Raw genomic sequence first — 21,745 nt, forward strand, 5'->3', positions numbered from 1 at the left:
TCAGAAGCATCGTTTGGAAAGAAAGAGGATTGAAGTAAATAAATATAGTTAGAGACGATTGTTTGCAAATACTGACAGTGGATAAAAACGAACTATTATAATTAAAAAACTTTAAATGTTCGTGTTTTAATAACGAAAGTGCTATTCGTCCATCGGCTGGATACTTCATCGATTGAATAGAACACGAATGTTATATGTAAAGTTAACTAACTAATAAAGACTGTTTTTCCATGTAGAGGACTTATTGTTAGGGGAAATTAGGCCTATGGTACATGTATTACTTGAAGTCTAAGAGGGGAATATTCCCCTCTTCTTTTTTACTTTTTTTATACATTGTTATGGTGAATCATAAAATCTTTGTCAGGCAGGAAACAATAAGGAAGCTAGTAAAATTGAAAATAATTTAGAAGACAGTAAAAGTTACAATTATTAAGAGAACAACCCGTTTAAGCATTTTTCTTTGTTCGTGAGTAGGTTTTTTAGTTTTGCCTAATGAAGCTTGAAGTGCAGACATTAAGTCAGTCACATTTTTTTTATTTTTAGGAGCAAATTTATCAAAAATCAGAATTCTTCCATCCTTCTTTAAAACTCTTATCATCTCTCCAAAGCATTTATTTTCATCAGGAACAACCGAGAGAATTAAACTCGCTACAATATAATCAAATGATTCATCTTCAAAAGCCATTTTTTGAGCATTAATTTCTAAAAATTTGATAGCAGAGCGCTCGAATTTACTTTTAGCTTTATTTAACATATCAGGAGAAAAATCAATTGCTGTAATATCATAATCAACATAGTTGATTAATTCTAAATCAGCTCCAGTAGCAATACCTACATATAAGATTTTTTGTTTGCTTTGAAAAGGTACTTCTTGAAAAATCTTTTTTCTAGTCTTTAAAAACAAATTAAAACTAAGTAAAAAAGCTTTGATGATTATTAAGCAAAACATTATCTTTTCAATTATCATTAAAGTTGTTGCGCTAGTGTTGATTTTCCCTGGATGGCTAACTCTATGGCTAGCAGTTTTAAGTGATACAGGGGCTGCATTAATTGTTATTCTAAACTCGCTACGCTTACTACGAGTAAAGTAAAGTAAAATAGAAAGATTATTTGACAGAACCATTAATTATGGTTCTGTCTTTTTAGTATGAAAATCAAATAATTTTTTATAAATCTAAACGTTTTGATAATGATGTAAAAAGTCAAATAGTTTTAGACTTAATGAATGTCTTATGAATGCTTGATATAAAAGGATTGTTAAATATTAGTGTCCAAAACTAATTGTCTTAAAAATGGACAAATAGTTTTGGACTTTTATGTTTTGCAAGTGTGGCGAGTGCAAATGCTGCAAGTAAAGAAGTTACAGTGAAGCTTAATGGTAACAACTTACAATTCGATGTTTCGCCATGACGATGTGTTAGAAGGATAGCATCTACATCTTCGAAAATGTGAAGTGAAACAGTCAATGAAGTCAATGGATTTCTGCGATAATTTCTAGTGAAAGGGACAGGTGAAAGTTTACCAGCTTCACTCAACATCGGATCAATCAGTAATCATTTTCCATTTATTGAGATAATTGATGTAGCATGTCGAATATGCTGTACTGAAATGGGCATAAAAGCATCTCCTCTAAACAATTTAGTAACTACAAAAATAAATTCGTATGTATCTTCCAAAAAAACATATTTGTTTTCTTTTCAAAAATATATGAACCTAGCGTTAAAACACAAGTGAAAAATTGCAAGCCATCCAAAACAGTTTTGGGGTTCAGTTCAACTTTGTTCAAAATGAGATTAATTTTTAGCAGTAAAATCAATTAAAGTATAGCTTTTTTGATCAATTTTTTTATTAAACTAACAAAAATACTTGCAACACTTATTATAGTACTGTACAGTACTAATTATGACAAGGGTAAAATTAATGAATCAAAAACGTGTGATTGAAGTAGCTGCAACATTATTTTTAGAAAAAGGGTTTGCTTATACAAGCATGGATGAATTAGTTCGTGTAAGCAAAGTTTCAAAGTCTAATGTGTATTATCACTTCTCTAATAAGGAAGAATTGTTGGAAGGGGTCGTTGATTATTGGATTGAAATGTATCAATCTGCAATTGATGGCTTACTATCTCAAAACCAATTATTAGTAGAAGATCGTATCCAACTGTTTTTAAAGCAATTATCACAAGGAGTTCAGACGAGAGAATATAAGGGGAGCTGTCCATTTATTACGCTTTATATTCAAAGCCCTACAAATGCCACAAAAGTAAAAGAAAAAATAGGTCTTTTTTTTGCAGGATTACAAACGAAAGTTTCTCTATTACTTAAACAAGGGGTAGAGAATGGTGAATTTAGAAAGACAATTAATATTGACGAGGTTGCATCTCTTTTTATTACAAATCTTGAAGGAGCGCTATTTATTTCAGAAACACTGAAGGATGCAACTGTAATCATGAAAACAGCAGAACATTTTTTTAACTTGCTTCGATAAAAGAAGCATTTTTTTTACATCAGATTAGTACTAAATAGTACTAAAAGGAGGATTTATATGAGAACAGTATTTTTAACTGGTGGAACAGGTTTTATTGGAAAGCAATTAGTGAAGGAATTAGCCAAAGAGCATGTTACAATTCTTCTATTAGTGAGATCGAAAAGTAAAGCAACACGCATTTATCAAGAAAGAGGTATCTTAAAAGAGGCAGTTATGCACTTTATTGAAGGTGATTTGACGAAAATAGACTTAGGTCTAAGTGCTGAAGATAAGGAGAGGGTATTGAAAACGGATGTGATTATTCACGCAGGAGGCCCCATGGATATTCAAGCGACAAGCAAAGAGGCAGCTTCCGTATTTTTGAATGGTGCCCAACATATTAGTGAATTCGCTAAAAATATTCATCAATTGAAGGGATTGCAACAATTTATTCATGTTGTAGGCTATATGAGTCCCTTTGATGATAAAAATAGCAAGATTGCGATAGATGTGTTTAAAGAAGGAAACAATTTTTTGAAAATAAAAAATCCATATGAGAGAACAAAGTTTTTAGCAGATCTTTATATCCGTCAGCAGGCATCAACAGTAGGTTATCCGCTTTCAGTAATTAATCCACCAACTGTAGTTGGTAGTAGTAAAACAGGGAGTACGGAGCAAACAGGAGGCTTAGGCTTGCTTGTGAAGAGTATGCGAAAGGGGCTCATGCCAGTGATCCCTGGAGGTAAGGAATATAGATTACCACTTATTGCAAACGATGAACTAGCAAAGTTTATTGTGCAGGTTTTCAGATTGGAACAACCAACTATACAAACATATACACTTGTTGAAGATAAACAACATGATCAGAATATTTCAGAATTATTAGATGCTATGTCAGAAAGTATGAATATGACTGCACCTAAAATTTCTGCCCCATTGCCATTTATGAAAGCACTTATGAATAGTGGCGTAAGCAAAATAACCCAAATTCCTGCTGATGGGCTGAACTTTATTACAAATCGAACATTTTCAAATGGTTCAGCGAAAAAGATTATGGGAGAAGATTGGTTTAAGGAGACAAATGTAATGAAATTTTTCCCAGCCGTAATAGCTGATCTGGATTATCGCATGATGTATCAAAATGGCCAGCACAGTCATTTATTTAAACGAACATTATGTAATAATACTACCATTTACCAATCACAAGGAGAGGGTAAACCGTTTATTTTATTACATGGTTTATTAAGTGATGGAGAGGATTTATTTCCTTTAGGGAAAGAGCTTCATGAAAAAACGGGTCGACCTGTATGGATCATGGACCTTCCAGGTTTGGGACGTTCTCCTTTTAAACGAGAGAAAAATCTTTTAAATATCTATTTGAATGTAGTGAAAAAGTTATTGGAGAAAGCTACTAACGGTGCCCATCTAATTGGCCATTCATTTGGTGCGTATATTCTTTTGGAAGCATTAGTACAAAAGTACATAGATAAGAAGTATACAATTACTTTACTTCAGCCACCTGTTGCTAAAAAAAATGCTAAATCGATAAATGTTCCTCAATTTTTGAACAAATGGACATTGAAATTGGCAACTACTAATTTGATAGAGCGTTATTTATTAAGTAATGGTTTATTTGAAAGTACGGAGAGCATCCCTGAACATTATATTGAAAAAATAAGTAACAGTTTTACTTCTCCTAGAATTTTAAATACTACGGTTCAGCTTAACAGTTTACTATTGAAAAACGTTCAAGGTGATTTGAATGAAGTAACAAAGTATAATCTTCGCATTATTTGGGGGGATTATGACAGAGGCTATTCTGCTCCTTCGCATCTTGGTAAGGTTGATTTTGTTCCATATGGTCATCATTTTCCTCTTAACCATCCGAGTGAAACGGCTAATTTGGTAATAAAAAATAGTAGTACTAGCAGATGAGAGTGTGGGATAAATAAAAAGCGTGTAGTAAGATCGTTGTGTCTTTGAAATAAAGTCGTACTGTTTGAAAAAAAAGATTGTCTACATGAACGCTGGATATATTTACTTAAGAATCTTGGATTAAAAGAGCAGGTGAAATGATTGTGGCTTTAGTTGAATAAGGCTCATTTATTTGATCGAATTTTTTGTAAAATTCCAATCAATACTAGCTAAAATGGAGGTTTTGCATTTGTTGTTGTTAAATAGGGATTGAATACCCTTTTATTCTTTATTACAAACCAACTAAAGCTAGCAGTCCATTTAAAAATAAGGAAGATCACACATTTAATTACTCTAAATTAAAGCTTTAATGATTATTAAACTAAACATTATCTTTAAGGTTATTGCTTTAGTGTTGGTTTTCCTTGGATGACTTACGCTATGGCTAGCAGTTTTAAGTGATACCGGGGCTGCATTATATGTAATAAAAGAAAAGCATGTTTTAAAGCATGCTTTTCTTTTATTATTTTCAAAATAATATAGAGTGCTGTACAGTAAAGTTTAATTATATATGTAAAAGTAGTCTAAAACTAATTGTCCCTAAAATTTTTAAAAATTTAAGAAGTCCAAAACTAAAGGTTTAAAATCAAGGAAAAATATTTTATTATTAAGGACAGAAAGAATTTTGAAGCTAGAAATTAAATGATAAATACAATATTTCCTCATGTAAATTTTTGGTGTCCAAAACTATTTGTCTCAAGTGTCCAAAACTATCTGACCTTTTACAAATGAAGTGAAGTTTAAATTACTTAAACTTTAGTGTCTTATTAATTTGCCTTTAGTGACCATATACACAGAGCTATTTAAAATTTATGTTTTTTCATCTGTCTATAAAAATAAAATGTCTAAAGTTCTTGTCCTCATTTAAAATAAAGTGTCTAAAAGTTTTTGTCCAAAGAATCAAAACACTTTAAAATCCTCGTGCAAAGAAAGTGGGTTTGTGGCAGTGTCTAAAAGTTCTTGTCCATATACAATATACATTGTACAAGGGAAGTACACATATCCAAGCCCTCCTCCACGCCAAAAAATTTTAGTTTACATAATATAAATACCTTGGTCACAACTTTCTAATTATCGGATGTTTCCCATATTTTATCGTTCACAAGGAGATTATTCGTTTAAATAATGCTAATTATCGTTTAATGTAGATTTGTCCAATATTCATAAAAATTATTCATAAGTGTGAACAAACTAAGCTGGTTGATACCTTATCTTAACAAAGGATAAAAAGTTGATATGGAGTATTTCTCCTTATCAACTTTTTTAAAATAAGCTGTGTTAAATTTTAATTTTCTTTTATTATTAATAACTGTTTATATTAATAATAATGATTCCTAATACAATGAAAAAGAGTCCTTAACTGTCATATAAAAACAGTTAAGGACTTTTTATGAAAATTCTTCGCTATATTGGTAATGTATGTTATATTACAAATATAACATACATTATACAGAAAGGAGGGTGGATCCCTTTGATTATTCATTTAGAGTTTGAGTCTAAAACACCAATTTATATACAGCTTATGCATTGTATTATTGCAGGTATTGCAAAGCAGGAGCTTGTTCCAAGTGAACGATTACCATCTGTTCGTTCATTAGCAGCAGATTTAGGAATCAATTTACACACGGTGAACAAAGCGTATAAAGAGCTAGAACAAAAAGGATTTATTTTAAATCATCGTCAAAAAGGAGTTGTGGTTAATCCAGAGGGAGTTCCAAAGGCAGATGTATCTTTTCAGGAAGAAATGAAAGAAATATTACATCCCCTTATTGCAGAGGCCATTTGTCGGGATGTAAATAAAGAAGATTTTATGAAGCTTTGTGAAGAGATTTTTACTTCATATGTTCACGAGGGGGAAAGCTAACCGATGGATCATATCATTTGGATTTCAATTATTTTATTCATACCTATTTTTATTAGTTTGATTGGTATGCCGTATTGGACACGACGTACAGAGAGTTTTGGAGTTTCTATTCCGTCTGATGTCTATATGGATGAAAAACTAAAAAAAATGCGAAAACAATATGCTTCAGCTATGACAGCTTTTAGTATTGTTATACTATTTATTTTTTATTTTATCGTAGGAAAGTATTCTCCAAACGATGGAGAGACAATGGGGATTGTTTTATCGATCACTATACTTGGTTTTATGATTATTTCATTTTTAATCTATCTAGTGTTTCATAAGCAAATGAAACAACTCAAAGAAAAGGAGAAATGGAATGAACAAAGACAACAGAAGATTGTACTACAAACAAATTTTTATCAGCAAAAATTAATTCATTCTAATTACTGGTTTTTAATTGCTTTTGCTTTAGTAGCTGTCACGCTATTTATTACCTTTACGCAGTATGGAAGAATCCCTGAACGGATTCCAATGCAATATGATTTCTTTGGTGTGGTTACCAATTGGGCAGAAAAATCATATCGATCTGTCTTAATCATTCCAATAACACAAATCTATATGATTGCTTTATTCATGTTTATTAATTGGATGATTGGTAGATCAAAACAACAGCTGAATGCTCAAAATCCAGATGGATCAATAGAACAAAACATTATTTTTCGTAGAAGATGGTCGGTTTTCCTAATTGCTAGTGGAATCTTGCTTACAGCTCTTTTTAGTGTAATCCAGCTATCATTTATTTATTCGATTTTAACAACTTATATGACTGTAATTTCGTTAATGATTACAGCAATCATGATTATTGGTGTGATTGTACTTGCCATTACAACTGGGCAGGGTGGAAGTCGTGTGAAAAATGTAAGAACAACAGATGGTACAGTGATAAATCGTGATGACGATCATTATTGGAAGCTTGGTCAATTTTATTTTAATCGAAAAGATCCCTCATTGTTCTTAGAAAAACGTTTTGGAGTTGGCTGGACAATGAATTGTGCAAATCCGCTTGCTTGGTTAATTTTAATCGGAATTATTGTAATAGCTGCTGGCTTACCAATATTACTAAATAGATAGGAGAGGGGAAAATGGACGTTTTTGCAGAGATATATTGACCTCGACTAATATATGTTCTTTTGTAATATAACAAAAGAAACAAAGAGACATAATTTAATGACTTTCAAACTAAAATCAAGGGGGATTACTTAGCTGTAGAAGCTATTAGATAAAGATAAGAATCCGATCGGTAATAATAAGATAAGGAGATGAAAGAATGGGAATCCTGGATATTAAAAACTTTTCAAAAGTGTATAAAGATGGAAAAATAGCAGTCGATAACATAAGTTTATGTGTTGAAAATGGCGATGTTTTTGGATTTATAGGTCATAATGGAGCTGGGAAAAGTACAACGATCAAATCAGTAGTAGGAATACTAAATTTTGAGGAAGGCGATATCTACATTGATGGGCATTCTATTAAGAAAAAGCCTCTTGAATGCAAATCGAAATTTGCTTATATTCCTGATAGTCCCGAATTATATGAACATTTAACAGGAATCCAGTATTTAAATTTTGTAGCAGATATTTTCGGAGTGCCGGAAGATGTTCGAGTAAAGAGAATAAAAGAATATTCTGGAATGTTTGGAATAACAGAAAGTCTAGGGAATCTAATATCCTCTTATTCTCACGGAATGAAGCAAAAGTTAGCAATAACTGGAGCTATTATTCATGAACCAAAGCTTTTGATTCTGGACGAGCCATTTGTAGGTCTTGATCCAAAAGCAGTAGTTGTTTTAAAAGAGGTAATGAAAAAAATGACTGCTAAAGGGAATGCAATATTTTTTTCAACACATGTCTTAGATGTTGCAGAAAAGCTTTGTAATAAGGTGGCTATGATTAATCGTGGAAAGCTAGTTTATAGTGGTACGATGGATGAAATAATACAAAATCAAACATTGGAAGAGTTCTTTATGAAGGAGTTAAAAGATGAGTCATTTTCTTATTCTTCTAAAAGTTAGGATTATTTCACAGGCGAGACTTAATACCCTAAAAGGTAAAGCCAGCATTGGTGATAAAATGGTTATTATCGGTATATCTCTTCCGATTGTTATCTTGCTAGCGTATTTTACAAGTCTTGGATATATGCTGAATGAATATAATATGAGAGAACACATACTTGCATTTTCATTTTTATTGAGTACTCTTATATCATTATTTATAGCATTTTTTAATGCTAGTGATGAGTTATTTGGAAAAAGAGATTATGACACATTAATGTCACTTCCTATTAAAACATCAATAATAGTTGTAAGTAGATTCTTTTATATATATTTCTTGAATACGGTAGTATCTTTAATAATCATGCTTTTAATGGGAGCAGTATATTTCTTTACAGGAACAGTAAGCGGAGTTTTTTGGATAAAGATACTGATTGGAATACTTACAGTTGCATTAGTACCATCAATTGTAGCGTCAATTGTTAGTATATTAGTTTTAGAAGTTTCATCGAGAGCAAAATATTCTCGTGCGTTTTCTTCAATTAGCTATATGTGTATTTTTTTATTTTTAGTATTAGCACCAACATTGAGTGGTTATAAATTTGATTCAAGCGATATGAAATTGATATTAACAAATGTATTGAATCAGTTTAACCAAGTGTATCCAATGTTTTATTTGTATAATAAAATACTGGAAACAGGAAAAGTGGAAGATTTTCTTATATATATAGCAGTTTCATTAGTATTAACAGTGATTTTCATTATTGGTCTTTCGTTTGTATACAAAAGACTAAATACTAAAATTCGATCAATGAGTAGTAACAAAAAATATGAAGTAAAAATATTAAAAAGATCAAGTATTTTAAAAGCATTATATGTGAAAGAAATCAAGCGACTATTTTCGTCCGCAATGTACTTAATGAACAAAGCATTCGGAATGATCATGATGGTTATTTTTACGATTTCTTTAATGATTTCAATCACAAAAGTGATGGAAAAAATTCCGTTAGATAATATTAATACAGTAGAGATTCTGTATGAAATAACACCGTATATATTGTCATTGATGGTATGTCTATCAAATACAAGTAGCGTGTCTATTTCACTTGAAGGTAAAAATATTTGGATGATCAAAACTTTTCCATTGTCGAAAGAAATGGTTGTAAAGAGTAAGATACTTGTTAATCTTACGGTTACAATACCTCTTACGATTATAAACGGAATAATAATCGGAAGAGTGTTTGGAGCAACATTATTTGATTCCATCATATTAGTACTTCTTCCATGTGCATTTGCATTATTTTCAGCAGTATACGGAATTGCTATTAATTTAAGATATGTAAATTATAGTTGGCAATCAGAGCTCCAAGTAATAAAGCGGAGTGTATCAAGTTTATTGGGGATGTTAGGTGGAATGATTCTGGTACTCATTGCAGCAGTTCCAAGAGTACTATGGTCAGGTTCGATAGTAGGCATATATGATGTTGTTATTATTTTATGCTTGGGCATCGTAACTAGCAAGTTATATGCTAAAACAATAAATGGTGAGCCTATTTAATTGGGGAAGAGTAGTGTGAAAACGAAATTAATAAATATTACTGAAAAAAGTAAGCTAAATAAAGATCGCAATTAATTGAAAAATCTATTAAAAAAATAAAGTGTTCCGCTCACTCGTTTTCATTACTGTTTGTGTCGTGAAGCGGACACGGGAGAGAATGGAGATTATTATGAATAAATCTAAAAAGTCAGTAAGTACAATTCCTTGGATATTTTGTGCCTTGTTTTTTGTGTTTTCAATTATTGGTGTACAAAATATATCGGATGAGATTCCTATTACCTTCAACATGGCCGGTCCCAATTTGAACGGCAGTAAATATTTTATCTTTATTTATCCTGTATTGTCATTTTTTATAGGGATTACTGCATTAGGTGGATTAGGGAAAAAGAAAAATACTAAATTACAAGGAAACTTACTATTTATAATTATAGGGAACTTAATAGTAGGTGGATTTATGGTTTATACAATCTTATCAAATTGGAATATGTAAATAGAGATATTCGTGGGCTTAAATTTAAAGATAGTATAAAAAGCTTTATGCATTCGATTGGTAGACATGATTTTGTAATTAGTATTATCAGCGATAATTATTTTAAGTCAGTCAATTGTATGCATGAAATATCTGAAGTAATGCGCTTACGTGAATATAAAGAAAAAATGCTATTAGTAATATTAAGAGATTCAGATATTGAACTCTTACCTATAAGATCAGATGTGCCAGCTCATTTTGCTGCAAATATTTATTCAATGGACGAACAAATAAACTACATATATTACTTATTGGGAAAATAAAAAAGCTGATTATTTAAATATGATTAGCAAAATAACACAGGAAATAAGCAAAATATAACCTTTACAAGAATTAAAAAGGGTAAAAAATATTTCAAGTAATATAAGCGAATTTTTGTACTTCGGGCTCCTCATATTTAAGCAGTCGGGAAAAATGTTGAAATTCTTACTGAATATGAGGGGAAAATAATCTTAGCGCGAAATGGTCATTTATTGGGTTGTGCATTTCATCCGGAATTAACCGGTGATTCAAGAATTCTAGAATATTTTGTATCCTATGGTATGGCTTGCAAAATCTGTTTTCATATAGTACAGTATGGTTAAAATTTAAATAACTGAACACGATGATGGGAAGTAGTAGCAAGCACGTTTTTTTTAGAGAGTCAGCGGTTGGTGGAAGCTGATAGAAGCACTTGTGAATCCGTCCTGGAGTTGCACAGTCGAAGTAATGTAAGTAGGCTGTAGCCGGCTGAAATGCCGTTATGAAATAAGTGGATTAGGTATATGCCTAATCAATTAGGGTGGCAACGCGGGTAGCTCTCGTCCCTTTTTAGGGATGGGGGCTTTTTTGTGTTTATTTTTATTCAAAACGGAGCTATTCGAGTTTAGCTTGTAACGCAATTACACCAAGACTTAATGGATGCAATGTCATTATACTACTGGAGGTATGACTTATGTTAGATATTAAACGCGTACGTGATAATTTCGCGGAAATTAAAGAAATGCTATTAACACGTAATGAAGATTTAGGAAACTTAGATGACTTTGAGGATTTAGATGCAAAGCGTCGTGAGTTAATTGCTAAAACAGAAGAATTAAAAGCAGAACGAAATAAAGTATCTGAGCAAATTTCAATTATGAAACGCAACAAGGAAAATGCAGATGAGGTTATTGCTCGTATGCGTCAAGTAGGCGATGAAATTAAAGAGCTAGATGTTCAACTAAATGATGTTGAAGAGCGCTTTAAAGATATGATGATGCGCTTGCCAAACATTCCACACGAATCTGTACCAGTAGGCACAACAGAGGACGACAATGTAGAAGAATATACTTGGGGCGAAATCCCAACATTTGATTTTGAAATTAAAGCACACTGGGATCTTGCTATAGATTTGAAGATTGTGGACTTTGAACGAGGTACAAAAGTAACAGGTAGCCGTTTCTTATTCTACCGCGGGCTTGGAGCTCGTTTAGAACGTGCATTAATGACATTTATGATGGATTTACATGCAGAGGAGCATGGTTATGAGGAAATGCTACCACCTGTCATTGTTAATCGTGATAGCTTGACGGGTACTGGAAATCTTCCTAAATTTGAAGAAGATGTATTTAAATTAGAGGAAACAGATTATTTCATGATTCCAACGGCAGAGGTACCTGTAACAAACTTCTATCGTGATGAAATTTTACTGGCTGATGCTTTACCACAAGGCTTCGCTTCCTATAGTGCGTGCTTCCGTTCAGAGGCAGGCTCTGCGGGCCGTGATACACGTGGTTTAATCCGTCAGCACCAATTCAACAAAGTGGAATTAGTACGCTTTGTAAAACCAGAGGAGTCATATGAACAGCTAGAGTTGTTAACAGGTCATGCTGAAAAAGTACTGCAATTACTAAGCTTACCGTATCGTAAACTAAAAATGTGTACTGCTGATTTAGGTTTTACTTCAGCGAAGAAATATGATTTAGAAGTTTGGATTCCTGCACAAAACATGTACCGTGAAATTTCTTCTTGCTCTAACTTTGAGGATTTCCAAGCACGACGAGCGAACATTCGCTTCCGTCGTGAGCCAAATGCAAAACCAGAATATGTTCATACATTAAACGGTTCAGGTCTTGCTATTGGACGTACAGTTGCTGCTATTTTAGAAAACTACCAACAAGCAGATGGAAGCGTAGTAATTCCAGAAGTTTTAAGACCATACATGGGTGGTAAAAAAGTAATTGCACCAAAATAAATAACAGGGAAAAGCTATTTTAGATATCCTTTAACAGGTAATTATATTACCTCTTTCTCGATTTACAGATGCTTAAATAGTATCGGGTGGAGTAAACGCCGTGGAATTGAAAAAATGCTTTATTTCTTAAAGGAAATTTAGCGAGACTAAAAAAGATGTTACTATAATCAAGGATGGGGTGCATTAGAAAAAATTAAGAAATGACATTTTGCAGCTCGCATTTTCCACTATTCCACAAACGGGCGCTTTTCTGAAATAAGGAAAGCGTCTTTCTTCATGGAAAGCACCAAATTGTTGAATAACTCATATATGAGTATTGGATATTTATGTTAAAATTGAAAAATGGACGGGGAGATTAAATTATGGATATTATCACATTCGGTGAAAAGAAAGAAGATAAAGAATACATAAGGAGACCTGCTGTTTATTGTTTAATGTTCTTTAGTAGTTAATAAAGTTTAATTACTTCTATATATCTATACATTCCACTTAACATAACAGATTCATCTCTTATAATTTTGAACCTTTGCTCATTTTAATTTGACAATTCCTCAATTTGTTAAAAGACAGAGCCATACTTGAAGGTTCTGTCTTTTAACTTTTAAAAAAGGCTTATCGAGAAAGATGATTTTAAATTTCGTGTCTTATTAATTTATACACAGAGCTATTTAAAGCATGTCTTTTCATTTGTCCATAAAAATAAAGTGTCTAAAAGTTCTTGTCCATATACAGATATTATGGGTAGTTGACGTATCCAAGCCCTCCTCCACGCCAAATAATTTTAGTTTACATAATATAAATTATAGGAAGTTACGTCTCAATGAAAAGTATACTAATAATATTGAGACAAAACAGCTGTAAAAGGATATCAAAATTTAAACTTTGCTTCGATGTCTTCTTTTATTAATTTAAATAAAATTGTCATCCTTATAGTTGAATTAAAAAGAATCCATTTTTACATGCTTGATTAAAATGGATTCTTCTCAAGCAAATTTACATTTAAATTGTTAAACATGCGATTACTTCAATTTCAACGAGTACATCTTTTGGATGACGACTCACTTCTACCGTTGATCTTGCTGGGCGATGATCACCCAAATATTAGCTATATTCCTGATTATTAATTGAAAGCTGTTGGGATTCTAAAATAGTCCCTTATGTTCTTATAACTTGATTGGTTTGAATTACAATATCATTCTCTACGACTTCATTTGATAACGGATTAACAGGAATTTGACCAGATAAAAATAGTAAATCTCCTACTTGAACTTTTGAGAATATGGTTAAATTGATTTTGGCTCTTTTGAAAAAACTAAATATTCCGAAAACACAAATGATACTATGAAATGTTTTCTACTGTTTCCTCATTTGTAATTCCATCATTTTTAACAGTTACTTTCCTTGTAAATGCACTTACAATTAAACTTACTAAAATATTAACACTCAATGCAAGGAAACCAATGTTGATATCTTGTATATAGGATGGCCAGCTTGGGAACAGCTTACTTAGATGAGCACCTGTAGCTGCTTGCCAACCTACAATCGTAACACCCACAATAATCCCAGTAAACACACCTTGTAAAGTTAATGGATTTTTCTTCAAAAGGCTACATACAACCGCTGGTACAAATTGAGTAACTAGACCATACCCCATTAAGAATAATAACGTAATTGCTCCACCACCACTAAAAGTAAAGTAAAGTGCAACAAGTGCAATCACTGGAACTGAATAGCGAGCAATGATACCAATTTGTTGATCGGTAGTTTGAGGGCGAATAGGTTTTACAACATTTTTCGCAAGTAATGTAGCTGCAGACATCAAAATCAATGAACCTGGAACAATTGCAGTTAATAACCCTGCTGCTCCAATAAAGCCAACGATGACTGGATTAAATGTTTGCGTGGAGATTTTAAATAAAGCTAAATCCACAGCGCCTCCTTCTAACCCTGGAACTTGTAAAATTGCTGCTGCTCCAACAAATAAGATAAATAATAAAAATAATGCATAGATAGGAAGCATAATCGCATTTTTTCTTAGGGCATTTCCATTTTTCGCTGAAAACGTAGCAACAAATGTATGAGGCCACATATAAAACCCTAAAGATGTTAACATCATCGTTGAAATATACCATGAGGTGCTAAAACCTGAGTCTGGAAGTGTTAGAAACCCTGGTTTAACAGCTTCAATTGCTTCCCACATTGGTTGAATTCCACCATAATAATGTATAGGTAAGTAGATACCAAGGAATAACACGACACCAAGAATAAGAAAATCTTTCATAACAGCAGTCCAAGCCGAGCCATGAATTCCTGAAACCACAACATAAGCAATCATTGCAATTGTGCCAATCCAAATTGTTATTTTCGGATCAATCGCTCCATAGGAAGCTTCAGAAACGATAATGCCAAGACCTTTTAATTGAATGATTAAATAAGGAATTAGAGCTGCTAACCCTACCACGGCTACGAGCATGCCGAGAATTTTACTATTATATGCCTTTTCAAAAAAGTCAGATTGTGATAATAAACTATGTTTCTTTCCATAAGCCCATATTTTAGGTGTTAACCAGTAAGCAATTACATAGTTCAGCATCATGATATTGTAAAATGCTACGCCACCTTTTCCATACATCCAACCACTTACCCCTAAAAATGCATTAGTTGTATAAATTTCACCAGCCATTAATAAGAAGATGAAGATAGATCCAAATCCACGGCCTCCAACACTCCATTGTTCTAGGCTCATATCTTTACCTCTACTTGCCGTAATGCCTAAAAATAAAGCAATCACTAAGAAAATTGCAATGATTCCAACTGAAATGATCATATTATTCCGTCTCCTCTTTTGCATCAGGATTTATACGATGTACTAAAATCATTAAACCTGTTCCTAAAAAGATCCATAAAACCATCCAAAATAATAAAAATGGAAGACCTAAGACATATGGTTCGGTACTTTTAATAAAAGGAACTCCTAAAGGCATTCCGAAATATGCAATGAACGAGAGTAAATAGCAGAGCCTTTTTTGTGTCATTTTTCCTATCTCCTTTTTAATCAATTATGCCTCGGCATAATTGTGTCTAGAATCGGCTTTGTGCTTGCACAAAGAACTCCTTTCCGATTCTGTGACATCCGCCGGAGGCTTTAACTTCTTTCAGCTGGTGTTTGGACATCCGCTGAAAGAAGCTTAAATCGGCATTTAACTCACCACCTATAGAGGTTGGAGACTTCTGTAGCTGACGCTTCACTTTCGGTACAAAAGACATTTGCTGAAAGAAGTTAAATAAATTTTATTCATTTATTAATTGCTGGAATCCGTTATCAATAAATAGACTAGTTATATCTCTTTTATCAGGAGTAAAATGAACTTGTTTTTCACTATCTAGAAAATCAATTGTGTATTGTACAGTAGCCGCCACACCTAGTTTTAAAGCATCTTCATCTAGGTCAAAGTAAACATTATGGTGTTCGGCCCCAATCCCTTCTTCGAGGTTTTGTATGCCAACGAATGCAAACACACCTGGGAAGTATTTTTCATAAAACGCAAATGATTCTGATGCCATCCAAGCGGGGATTGAATGTAATGCATCTGTACCAATTGCATTTTTCACTGCATCGATCGCAATTTGAGCACAATCTTTTTGATTGTAGACAATTAAATCCGATTCTTTAGGTTCTGTAATAAATTCATAGGTACAATTATGCAGGTCACAGACTTTTTCTAGGATTCTCTTAAATCCATTTGCTGCATGGGTACCTTGGTTATAATCTAAAAATCTGGCTGTTCCTGAGAACTGTAAACTTTCCGGAATTATATTTGCTACTGAACCCGAATTAATCGTTCCAATTGAATAGGTAATTGTTTTAAAAGGATCTAGAATATTTAACCTCATCGCTCTTAAATTGTTATAAAAATCGGTAAAACAGTCTAATGGAGCAACTGACAAATCTGGTCTTGAACCATGTCCACTTTTTCCTTTTATTAAGACATCAAAAACAAAAGAAGCTGCCATTCTTGGGCCTGGATCAACAGATATTTTCCCAGTCGGAAGATCAGATTTTAAATGGATACCCCAAATTCCGTCTCCTCCGATTTCATGTAATCGTTTACAGAGATTATAAATCCCTCCGCCCATTTCTTCCCCTTGTTCAAAAGCGAGAAGCACTCTTCCTTTAATTTTGTCTTTGTGTTGAGTCAAGATTTTCGCTACACCCAAAAGCATCGCTGTATGTCCATCATGCCCACAAGTATGAGCAGCTTGGTCAGACTCAGAAGATACTACTTTTTTCTTTTTTAAATTATTTTTCTCTTCCTTCATCGGAAGTGCATCTAAATCTGCCCTAAGAATTAAAGTTTTTCCCGGTTTTCCCCCTTGAATATAACCAATAATTCCGCCATTAGGGACCATTTCATAATGAATGCCTAATTTAGTTAACTCCTCTGTAACCACTCTCATTGTTCGTACTTCTTGTAATCCGATTTCAGGATGTCTATGGAGATCTCTTCTTATCTCAATTACATAATCTTCTATTGCTTTTGCAGCTTTTAATGCATTAAGCTCAAATTCGATTGTTTTCATTCTCTATACACCTCTTCCAATTGATTTTTAGATTCGATTTCTTGAAATTCTAATGCGATTCTTTCAAGTGCTTCTTTTATAAGTGGTCTTGGTGATGGGATACAGATTCTTTGGAAGTCTTCACCTTCAATTCCAAACAAGTGACCATCCTCAAGTAACACATTGGCTTTGTTATAGATACGATCATGAACCTCTTGAGCCGGAAGACCATATCCACTAAAGTCCATCCACATCACGTATGTTCCTTCAGGGATTCTAACTTTGACTGTAGGCATTTTTTTAGCTAAGAAATTTTTCACATACTCTATTGTGTCGTCAATATATTCTGTTATTTGCTCTAACCATTCCTCTCCTTCGTTATAGACAGCTATAAGAGCTGCAATTGTAAACGGTGATGGTAACTGCATTCCCATTGTGTCGCTAAAGATTTTTCTAATCTCAGGGTTTGAAATAATAACATTTGTACAGTGCAGACCTGCAACATTAAATGTTTTATTGATGGCTGTGCACGTGATGATATGATCCGTACTGTTTGTAACATTTGCAATTGGTATAAATTTTTGTTTTTTTCTAATGAGATCCCCATGAATTTCATCAGCTACAATAATTACATTATTTTTCGCACATATATCTGAAAGCGTTTTTAATTCCTCATATGTTAAAACTCTTCCAGTCGGATTGTGTGGACTGCAGAGAATGAACATTGTTGTATTTTCTTCTTTTGCTTTGGCTTCAAAATCCTCAAAATCAATTGTGTAATACCCTTCAGCGTCACATTTCAACGCATTATTTCGAACAACTCTTCCACTTCCCTCTATCGCAGCTGTGAACGGCGGATAAACAGGACGTTGAATAATGATACCTTCACCAGGATTAGTTAAAGCTTTTATAGCTATATTCAAGGCATGTACTGTTCCAGGGCTATATACAATCTCTTCTCTTTTGATAATCCAATCATGTCTCTTTTTAAACCAATGCTGAATGGATTCAAAGTACGCATCTGGAAAAACAGAATATCCAAAAATACGATGATCAACTGTTTTATGTAGTGCATCTATCAATGGTTGCGGTACGGGTAAATCCATATCTGCTGTAAATAGTGGAATGGTCTCAAAGTCATACCTTTCTGTATAACCCATTGTTTTGATTAAATCTTTGCCATCCCACTTTAAGGAATAAGTATTTCTGCGATTAACCACTTCATCAAAATTATATTTCAATGCTTCTCCCCCTCTTGCTTGTGTTCAACTTTTCTACTAAAAGGCTATTTTTCTAACGTTTATATTAAATTTTTCTCAGTTTAACACCTTAACCGTAAAATCGTCAATTTAAATTTCTGAATATTTTTAAAATTAACTAGATTCTAAACAAATGTTAAAATTAATTTGCTATCAATTATGGGGAGGGGGATTCATTGTGGATAAAGAGAAGGTTTTTTATGAGCTAATGGAAACGATTTACGAGACATCTAGACTTATTAGTTCCTACGAAAATATTCCAAGAAAATATGGAACAGAAGATGAATTGTATATGATAGAAGTTCATACACTCAACTTAATTGGAGATCAAGTAAAAACGACTACTTCTGAAATTGCAGAAATTAAAAATTGTACAAAAAGTGCTGTTTCTCAAATGGTTGATAAACTAATTAAAAAGGGTTTAGTAATTAAATATAGAAATCTGGACAATTATCGAGAATTGAATATTGAATTAACACCAAAAGGCAAAATAGTTTATGAATATCATAAAAATCTAGATTTAGAGGAATATCGGAGTCATTTGAAAAACCTCGAGCAATTTACAACTGAAGATTTTCAAAAGTATATTACAGTCTTAAACTTAATCAATCAAAGGACACAAAGCGTGCTTAATGACAAAAAATCAAAGGCGTATTAATTTTTTTTGCTCCTCTATACTATTTGATAATAAAAGGAGTGTCTCAAAGTCTAAATTGAACTTTGAAACACTCCTTTTTTACGATATAAATTGCTGTCATTTTTGCCTGAATCTCTAGCTCTTGTTTTAAACGAAGATTTCCTCCCTTCCTGGTGGCCGCTTCAGGTACAGTTAACTCTCCATTTCTTTCAATGAACTAATTATAGAAATAATTTTCTGTTGTGCATTCTCCGCTTCAGGGATTGGCATAACAACAAACACATGATTCATTTTAGGATAAACAAAAGTATTGATTTCAATTCCCTGTTCAGTTAGCTTTTCATCAAGTCTTATTGCATCTGGATATAAACATTCGTGTGTTCCTATAAAATGAGTAATCTTCCCAAGTCCTTTAAAGTCACCGTATATTGGACTAATCAATGAGTCTTTTAAATCTTTATCAGCTGCCCATATCTTTGTAATGACTTCCATTCCTTCACTAGCTAACATCGGATCCTTTTCTTCATATTCAGCTATAAGAGGATTTTCAAAACTCATATCAACACATGCAGACAATAAAATAATATCTTTCGGTTGAGGTAAATGGTTCATCTTTAAAAGATGAGCCAGGCCAAGTGATATATTGCCACCTGCCGAATCTCCCATAATCGTTAATTGATTGGAACTTTCAACAGATTTAAGAATTTCTTTATATAGATTTAGGATTTTAGGATAGGTATCTTTATGGTTAAAATGAGGTGCTTTAGGATAAATGGGAGCAATTATTTTCGCATTCAAAGATTGCGCCATTTTATCCAAGAACCACCAGTGAAAATTTAAAGGTTGATTCGTCCAAGCACCACCATGTAAATATAAAATAACTTTTTGCTTCAAGGACTGTTGATCATTTAATGTAAAAACCTGCATGTCCTCGAATGCCCTCTCCTTAACATCACTTAAAAATTGAACATCATCCCCAATAACATAAGGCTTACTATTTTCAGTTCCTCTTTCTTTAACAAACTGTTTGGTGTTTTCAATACTAGAAAAACTCTTTTTATTACTTTCGGAAGTTAACAATTTTTCAAATTGAACACTTTCTTCAGAACGTTCTCCGTTATAAATTTCTACACTCATTTTTTATTTTCTCTCCTTTAAACATTTTTATTGTTCATCTTGTTGTTTCATAACACATTATGATTTGAGATAGCCATGTATCTCTTTATCAAAAGTCTTTAACAAGTTGGATAGAATGTCTTAATTGAACGGAGGCGTTTAATATCTATACTGCATCGTTTAAAGTATAAAGGCTGAACTATGCTTCAAGGTCAAAATAAAAAATTTAAAATTTTCTTTTCCATCTCATAAAAAAGTGAGCATGGGCCTCCATTTCAACTATTATAACAAATGTATTCCCTGAATTATTCCATTCGACACCTATAGCCATGTTTCTTTTAGGCTGTTTTCTAAAAGATTGTTGCTGTTAAAACATACAAACAGAGTTAATCTACAAAATGTGTAGAATCAACTCTGTTTGTATGTTTTATATATCGTAAATCGAATAATTAACTAAAGCACCCCGTTACTTTATTACAATATTTCACAATCTCAATCTTCCTTAATACTAATTCTGTTTGGTTAATCAACTGTAAACTCCGCTGTCAAATGATACTTATCATAGTCCCCAGCGTTTCTAAAATCCAGTATATCTTTTACTATACGGTATTCACCGTTATCTAGGCTTCCATAGAGCCAATCCCAATCAACTTTCCATTCCTTTACACTCGAAGAATCCAAGCTATAGCCAATATCCGTAAAAGCGGGGTTCCCAACTAAGGCAAATGGAACTTGGTACCATTTCCCCTTGATTTTCTTTTCCAACAAAAAATGTTCACCATAGCTGATTTGCTTGTCGGAGTTATTCTCAAATGTCACCGTCAATCCAGTAGAAGAGACCGTTCCTACCTTTACAATCATCGTTACTCCATCAATGCTGTTGACAGTTCCGTATATTGTAGGTTCCCAGTCAGTTGTCGGTTCTCTTGTTTGACCTTCTGGTTCTTGGGAACAACCGACTAATGCAAAACTAATTACCGCCAATACTATAAAAATCCTTTTCAAATTGTCTCCCCTTTTAATATTTAGACATTGATTTTGGAATAAAGTTTCAACACTAAACTGCACCGTTAATTGAATAGCAACAATCCTTTAGAAAACTGCCCTCTTTTATTTGTAGTTGCTCTATCTCTAAATGTTCCTGTATGTAACTTACTTACTGACTTCCCTCTTTAGCTCGAATTTACCCAACCAAGAACGCGCGTTCGCTACCCCGTGAAATTAGCATTTTTCTTGAAAAATTTTAAAAAAGACAGCGAGCTTTGCATTCACGCTAAGATCATTTTTCGTGTTGAAAGTATAGTGGACACTCACCCAATCATCCCTAGCCTTCTATGAGATTTGTGTTCCTCAGGCCTATGCTTTGCCTTCATCTTCCTTCTGATTCCGCGTCACCACAGACCCATTGCTATCGGCTAACCATTACTTCTATCTTCCCGCTTCTGAACCTTCCACCCTATAGTTTCAAGGAGTTATCGGAAAAATTACAAGCGCTATCCTCCCAATATGATGGCGCAATAAAATCGTCTAGAGAA

General features: G+C 33.1%; 18 protein-coding genes, 2 pseudogenes and 1 other annotated feature. Of the genes and pseudogenes, 12 read left to right on the plus strand and 8 right to left on the minus strand.

Annotated features, from left to right (window positions below; all coding sequences use genetic code 11):
* Positions 1–403: 403 nt before the first annotated feature.
* Positions 404–967, minus strand: coding sequence for a class I SAM-dependent methyltransferase (locus ABH968_RS11175; RefSeq protein WP_370044195.1), 564 nt, complete (start codon positions 965–967; stop codon positions 404–406).
* Between ABH968_RS11175 and ABH968_RS11180 the strand changes: the two are divergent.
* From ABH968_RS11180 to serS, 11 genes and pseudogenes are all read left to right on the plus strand, one after another.
* Positions 906–1,091, plus strand: a pseudogene (locus ABH968_RS11180) (hypothetical protein); the annotation flags it as partial. The gene ABH968_RS11175 and the pseudogene ABH968_RS11180 sit on opposite strands and share 62 nt — an antisense overlap.
* An 829-nt stretch (positions 1,092–1,920) precedes the next feature.
* Complete coding sequence (locus ABH968_RS11185; RefSeq protein ID WP_370044104.1) at positions 1,921–2,487, plus strand: TetR/AcrR family transcriptional regulator; 567 nt, start codon at positions 1,921–1,923, stop codon at positions 2,485–2,487.
* Between the two features lie 57 nt (positions 2,488–2,544).
* A complete protein-coding gene (locus ABH968_RS11190) occupies positions 2,545–4,401 on the plus strand; it encodes an alpha/beta fold hydrolase (RefSeq protein ID WP_370044105.1) in 1,857 nt (618 codons plus the stop codon).
* 1,510 nt (positions 4,402–5,911) lie between these two features.
* The gene (locus ABH968_RS11195; protein WP_370044106.1) at positions 5,912–6,304 is read left to right on the plus strand and encodes a GntR family transcriptional regulator; all 393 of its coding nucleotides are present in this window, start codon (positions 5,912–5,914) and stop codon (positions 6,302–6,304) included.
* 3 nt (positions 6,305–6,307) lie between these two features.
* The gene (locus ABH968_RS11200) at positions 6,308–7,417 is read left to right on the plus strand and encodes a DUF1648 domain-containing protein (RefSeq protein WP_370044107.1); all 1,110 of its coding nucleotides are present in this window, start codon (positions 6,308–6,310) and stop codon (positions 7,415–7,417) included.
* 202 nt (positions 7,418–7,619) lie between these two features.
* Positions 7,620–8,357 (plus strand): ABC transporter ATP-binding protein, encoded by a 738-nt coding sequence (locus ABH968_RS11205; protein ID WP_370044196.1) that lies wholly within the window; start codon positions 7,620–7,622, stop codon positions 8,355–8,357.
* The gene (locus ABH968_RS11210) at positions 8,326–9,894 is read left to right on the plus strand and encodes a putative ABC transporter permease subunit (RefSeq protein ID WP_370044108.1); all 1,569 of its coding nucleotides are present in this window, start codon (positions 8,326–8,328) and stop codon (positions 9,892–9,894) included. The genes ABH968_RS11205 and ABH968_RS11210 overlap by 32 nt, the downstream gene beginning before the upstream one ends.
* Positions 9,895–10,063: 169 nt before the next feature.
* Positions 10,064–10,384 (plus strand): hypothetical protein, encoded by a 321-nt coding sequence (locus tag ABH968_RS11215; RefSeq protein ID WP_370044109.1) that lies wholly within the window; start codon positions 10,064–10,066, stop codon positions 10,382–10,384.
* Positions 10,372–10,686 (plus strand): TIR domain-containing protein, encoded by a 315-nt coding sequence (locus ABH968_RS11220; RefSeq protein WP_370044110.1) that lies wholly within the window; start codon positions 10,372–10,374, stop codon positions 10,684–10,686. Before ABH968_RS11215 ends, ABH968_RS11220 begins: the two co-directional genes overlap by 13 nt.
* Positions 10,687–10,845: 159 nt before the next feature.
* Positions 10,846–11,007 (plus strand): hypothetical protein, encoded by a 162-nt coding sequence (locus ABH968_RS11225; RefSeq protein ID WP_370044197.1) that lies wholly within the window; start codon positions 10,846–10,848, stop codon positions 11,005–11,007.
* 11 nt (positions 11,008–11,018) lie between these two features.
* Positions 11,019–11,234 (plus strand) — a binding site (T-box leader).
* Positions 11,235–11,357: 123 nt separating this feature from the next.
* Complete coding sequence (gene serS, locus ABH968_RS11230) at positions 11,358–12,638, plus strand: serine--tRNA ligase (RefSeq protein WP_370044111.1); 1,281 nt, start codon at positions 11,358–11,360, stop codon at positions 12,636–12,638.
* A 999-nt stretch (positions 12,639–13,637) separates the two neighbouring features.
* Here serS and ABH968_RS11235 read toward each other — a convergent pair.
* The 5 genes and pseudogenes from ABH968_RS11235 to ABH968_RS11255 all read right to left on the minus strand — a co-directional run bounded on the left by ABH968_RS11235 (position 13,638) and on the right by ABH968_RS11255 (position 18,439).
* Positions 13,638–13,958, minus strand: a pseudogene (locus ABH968_RS11235) (Rid family hydrolase).
* 19 nt (positions 13,959–13,977) lie between these two features.
* Positions 13,978–15,465: a sodium:solute symporter family protein gene (locus ABH968_RS11240; protein WP_370044112.1), complete on the minus strand. Its 1,488-nt coding sequence runs from the start codon at positions 15,463–15,465 to the stop codon at positions 13,978–13,980.
* Position 15,466: 1 nt separating this feature from the next.
* The gene (locus ABH968_RS11245) at positions 15,467–15,673 is read right to left on the minus strand and encodes a DUF3311 domain-containing protein (protein ID WP_370044113.1); all 207 of its coding nucleotides are present in this window, start codon (positions 15,671–15,673) and stop codon (positions 15,467–15,469) included.
* A 256-nt stretch (positions 15,674–15,929) separates the two neighbouring features.
* Positions 15,930–17,219, minus strand: coding sequence for an amidohydrolase (locus ABH968_RS11250; RefSeq protein ID WP_370044114.1), 1,290 nt, complete (start codon positions 17,217–17,219; stop codon positions 15,930–15,932).
* Positions 17,216–18,439, minus strand: coding sequence for a MalY/PatB family protein (locus ABH968_RS11255; protein WP_370044115.1), 1,224 nt, complete (start codon positions 18,437–18,439; stop codon positions 17,216–17,218). The genes ABH968_RS11250 and ABH968_RS11255 overlap by 4 nt, the downstream gene beginning before the upstream one ends.
* Before the next feature lie 196 nt (positions 18,440–18,635).
* On the opposite strand from ABH968_RS11255, the gene ABH968_RS11260 reads away from it, so the two are divergent.
* Positions 18,636–19,115 carry a MarR family winged helix-turn-helix transcriptional regulator gene (locus ABH968_RS11260; protein ID WP_370044116.1) on the plus strand — a complete coding sequence of 160 codons (480 nt, stop codon included), beginning with the start codon at positions 18,636–18,638 and terminating at the stop codon, positions 19,113–19,115.
* Between the two features lie 171 nt (positions 19,116–19,286).
* Here the strand turns inward: ABH968_RS11260 and ABH968_RS11265 are convergent, their stop codons facing one another.
* Positions 19,287–20,231, minus strand: coding sequence for an alpha/beta hydrolase fold domain-containing protein (locus ABH968_RS11265; protein WP_370044117.1), 945 nt, complete (start codon positions 20,229–20,231; stop codon positions 19,287–19,289).
* 501 nt (positions 20,232–20,732) lie between these two features.
* The gene (locus tag ABH968_RS11270; RefSeq protein WP_370044118.1) at positions 20,733–21,215 is read right to left on the minus strand and encodes an immunoglobulin-like domain-containing protein; all 483 of its coding nucleotides are present in this window, start codon (positions 21,213–21,215) and stop codon (positions 20,733–20,735) included.
* Between the last annotated feature and the right edge of the window lie 530 nt (positions 21,216–21,745).

The organism is Lysinibacillus sp. RC79 (genome assembly GCF_041262405.1).
Taxonomy (GTDB): domain Bacteria; phylum Bacillota; class Bacilli; order Bacillales_A; family Planococcaceae; genus Lysinibacillus.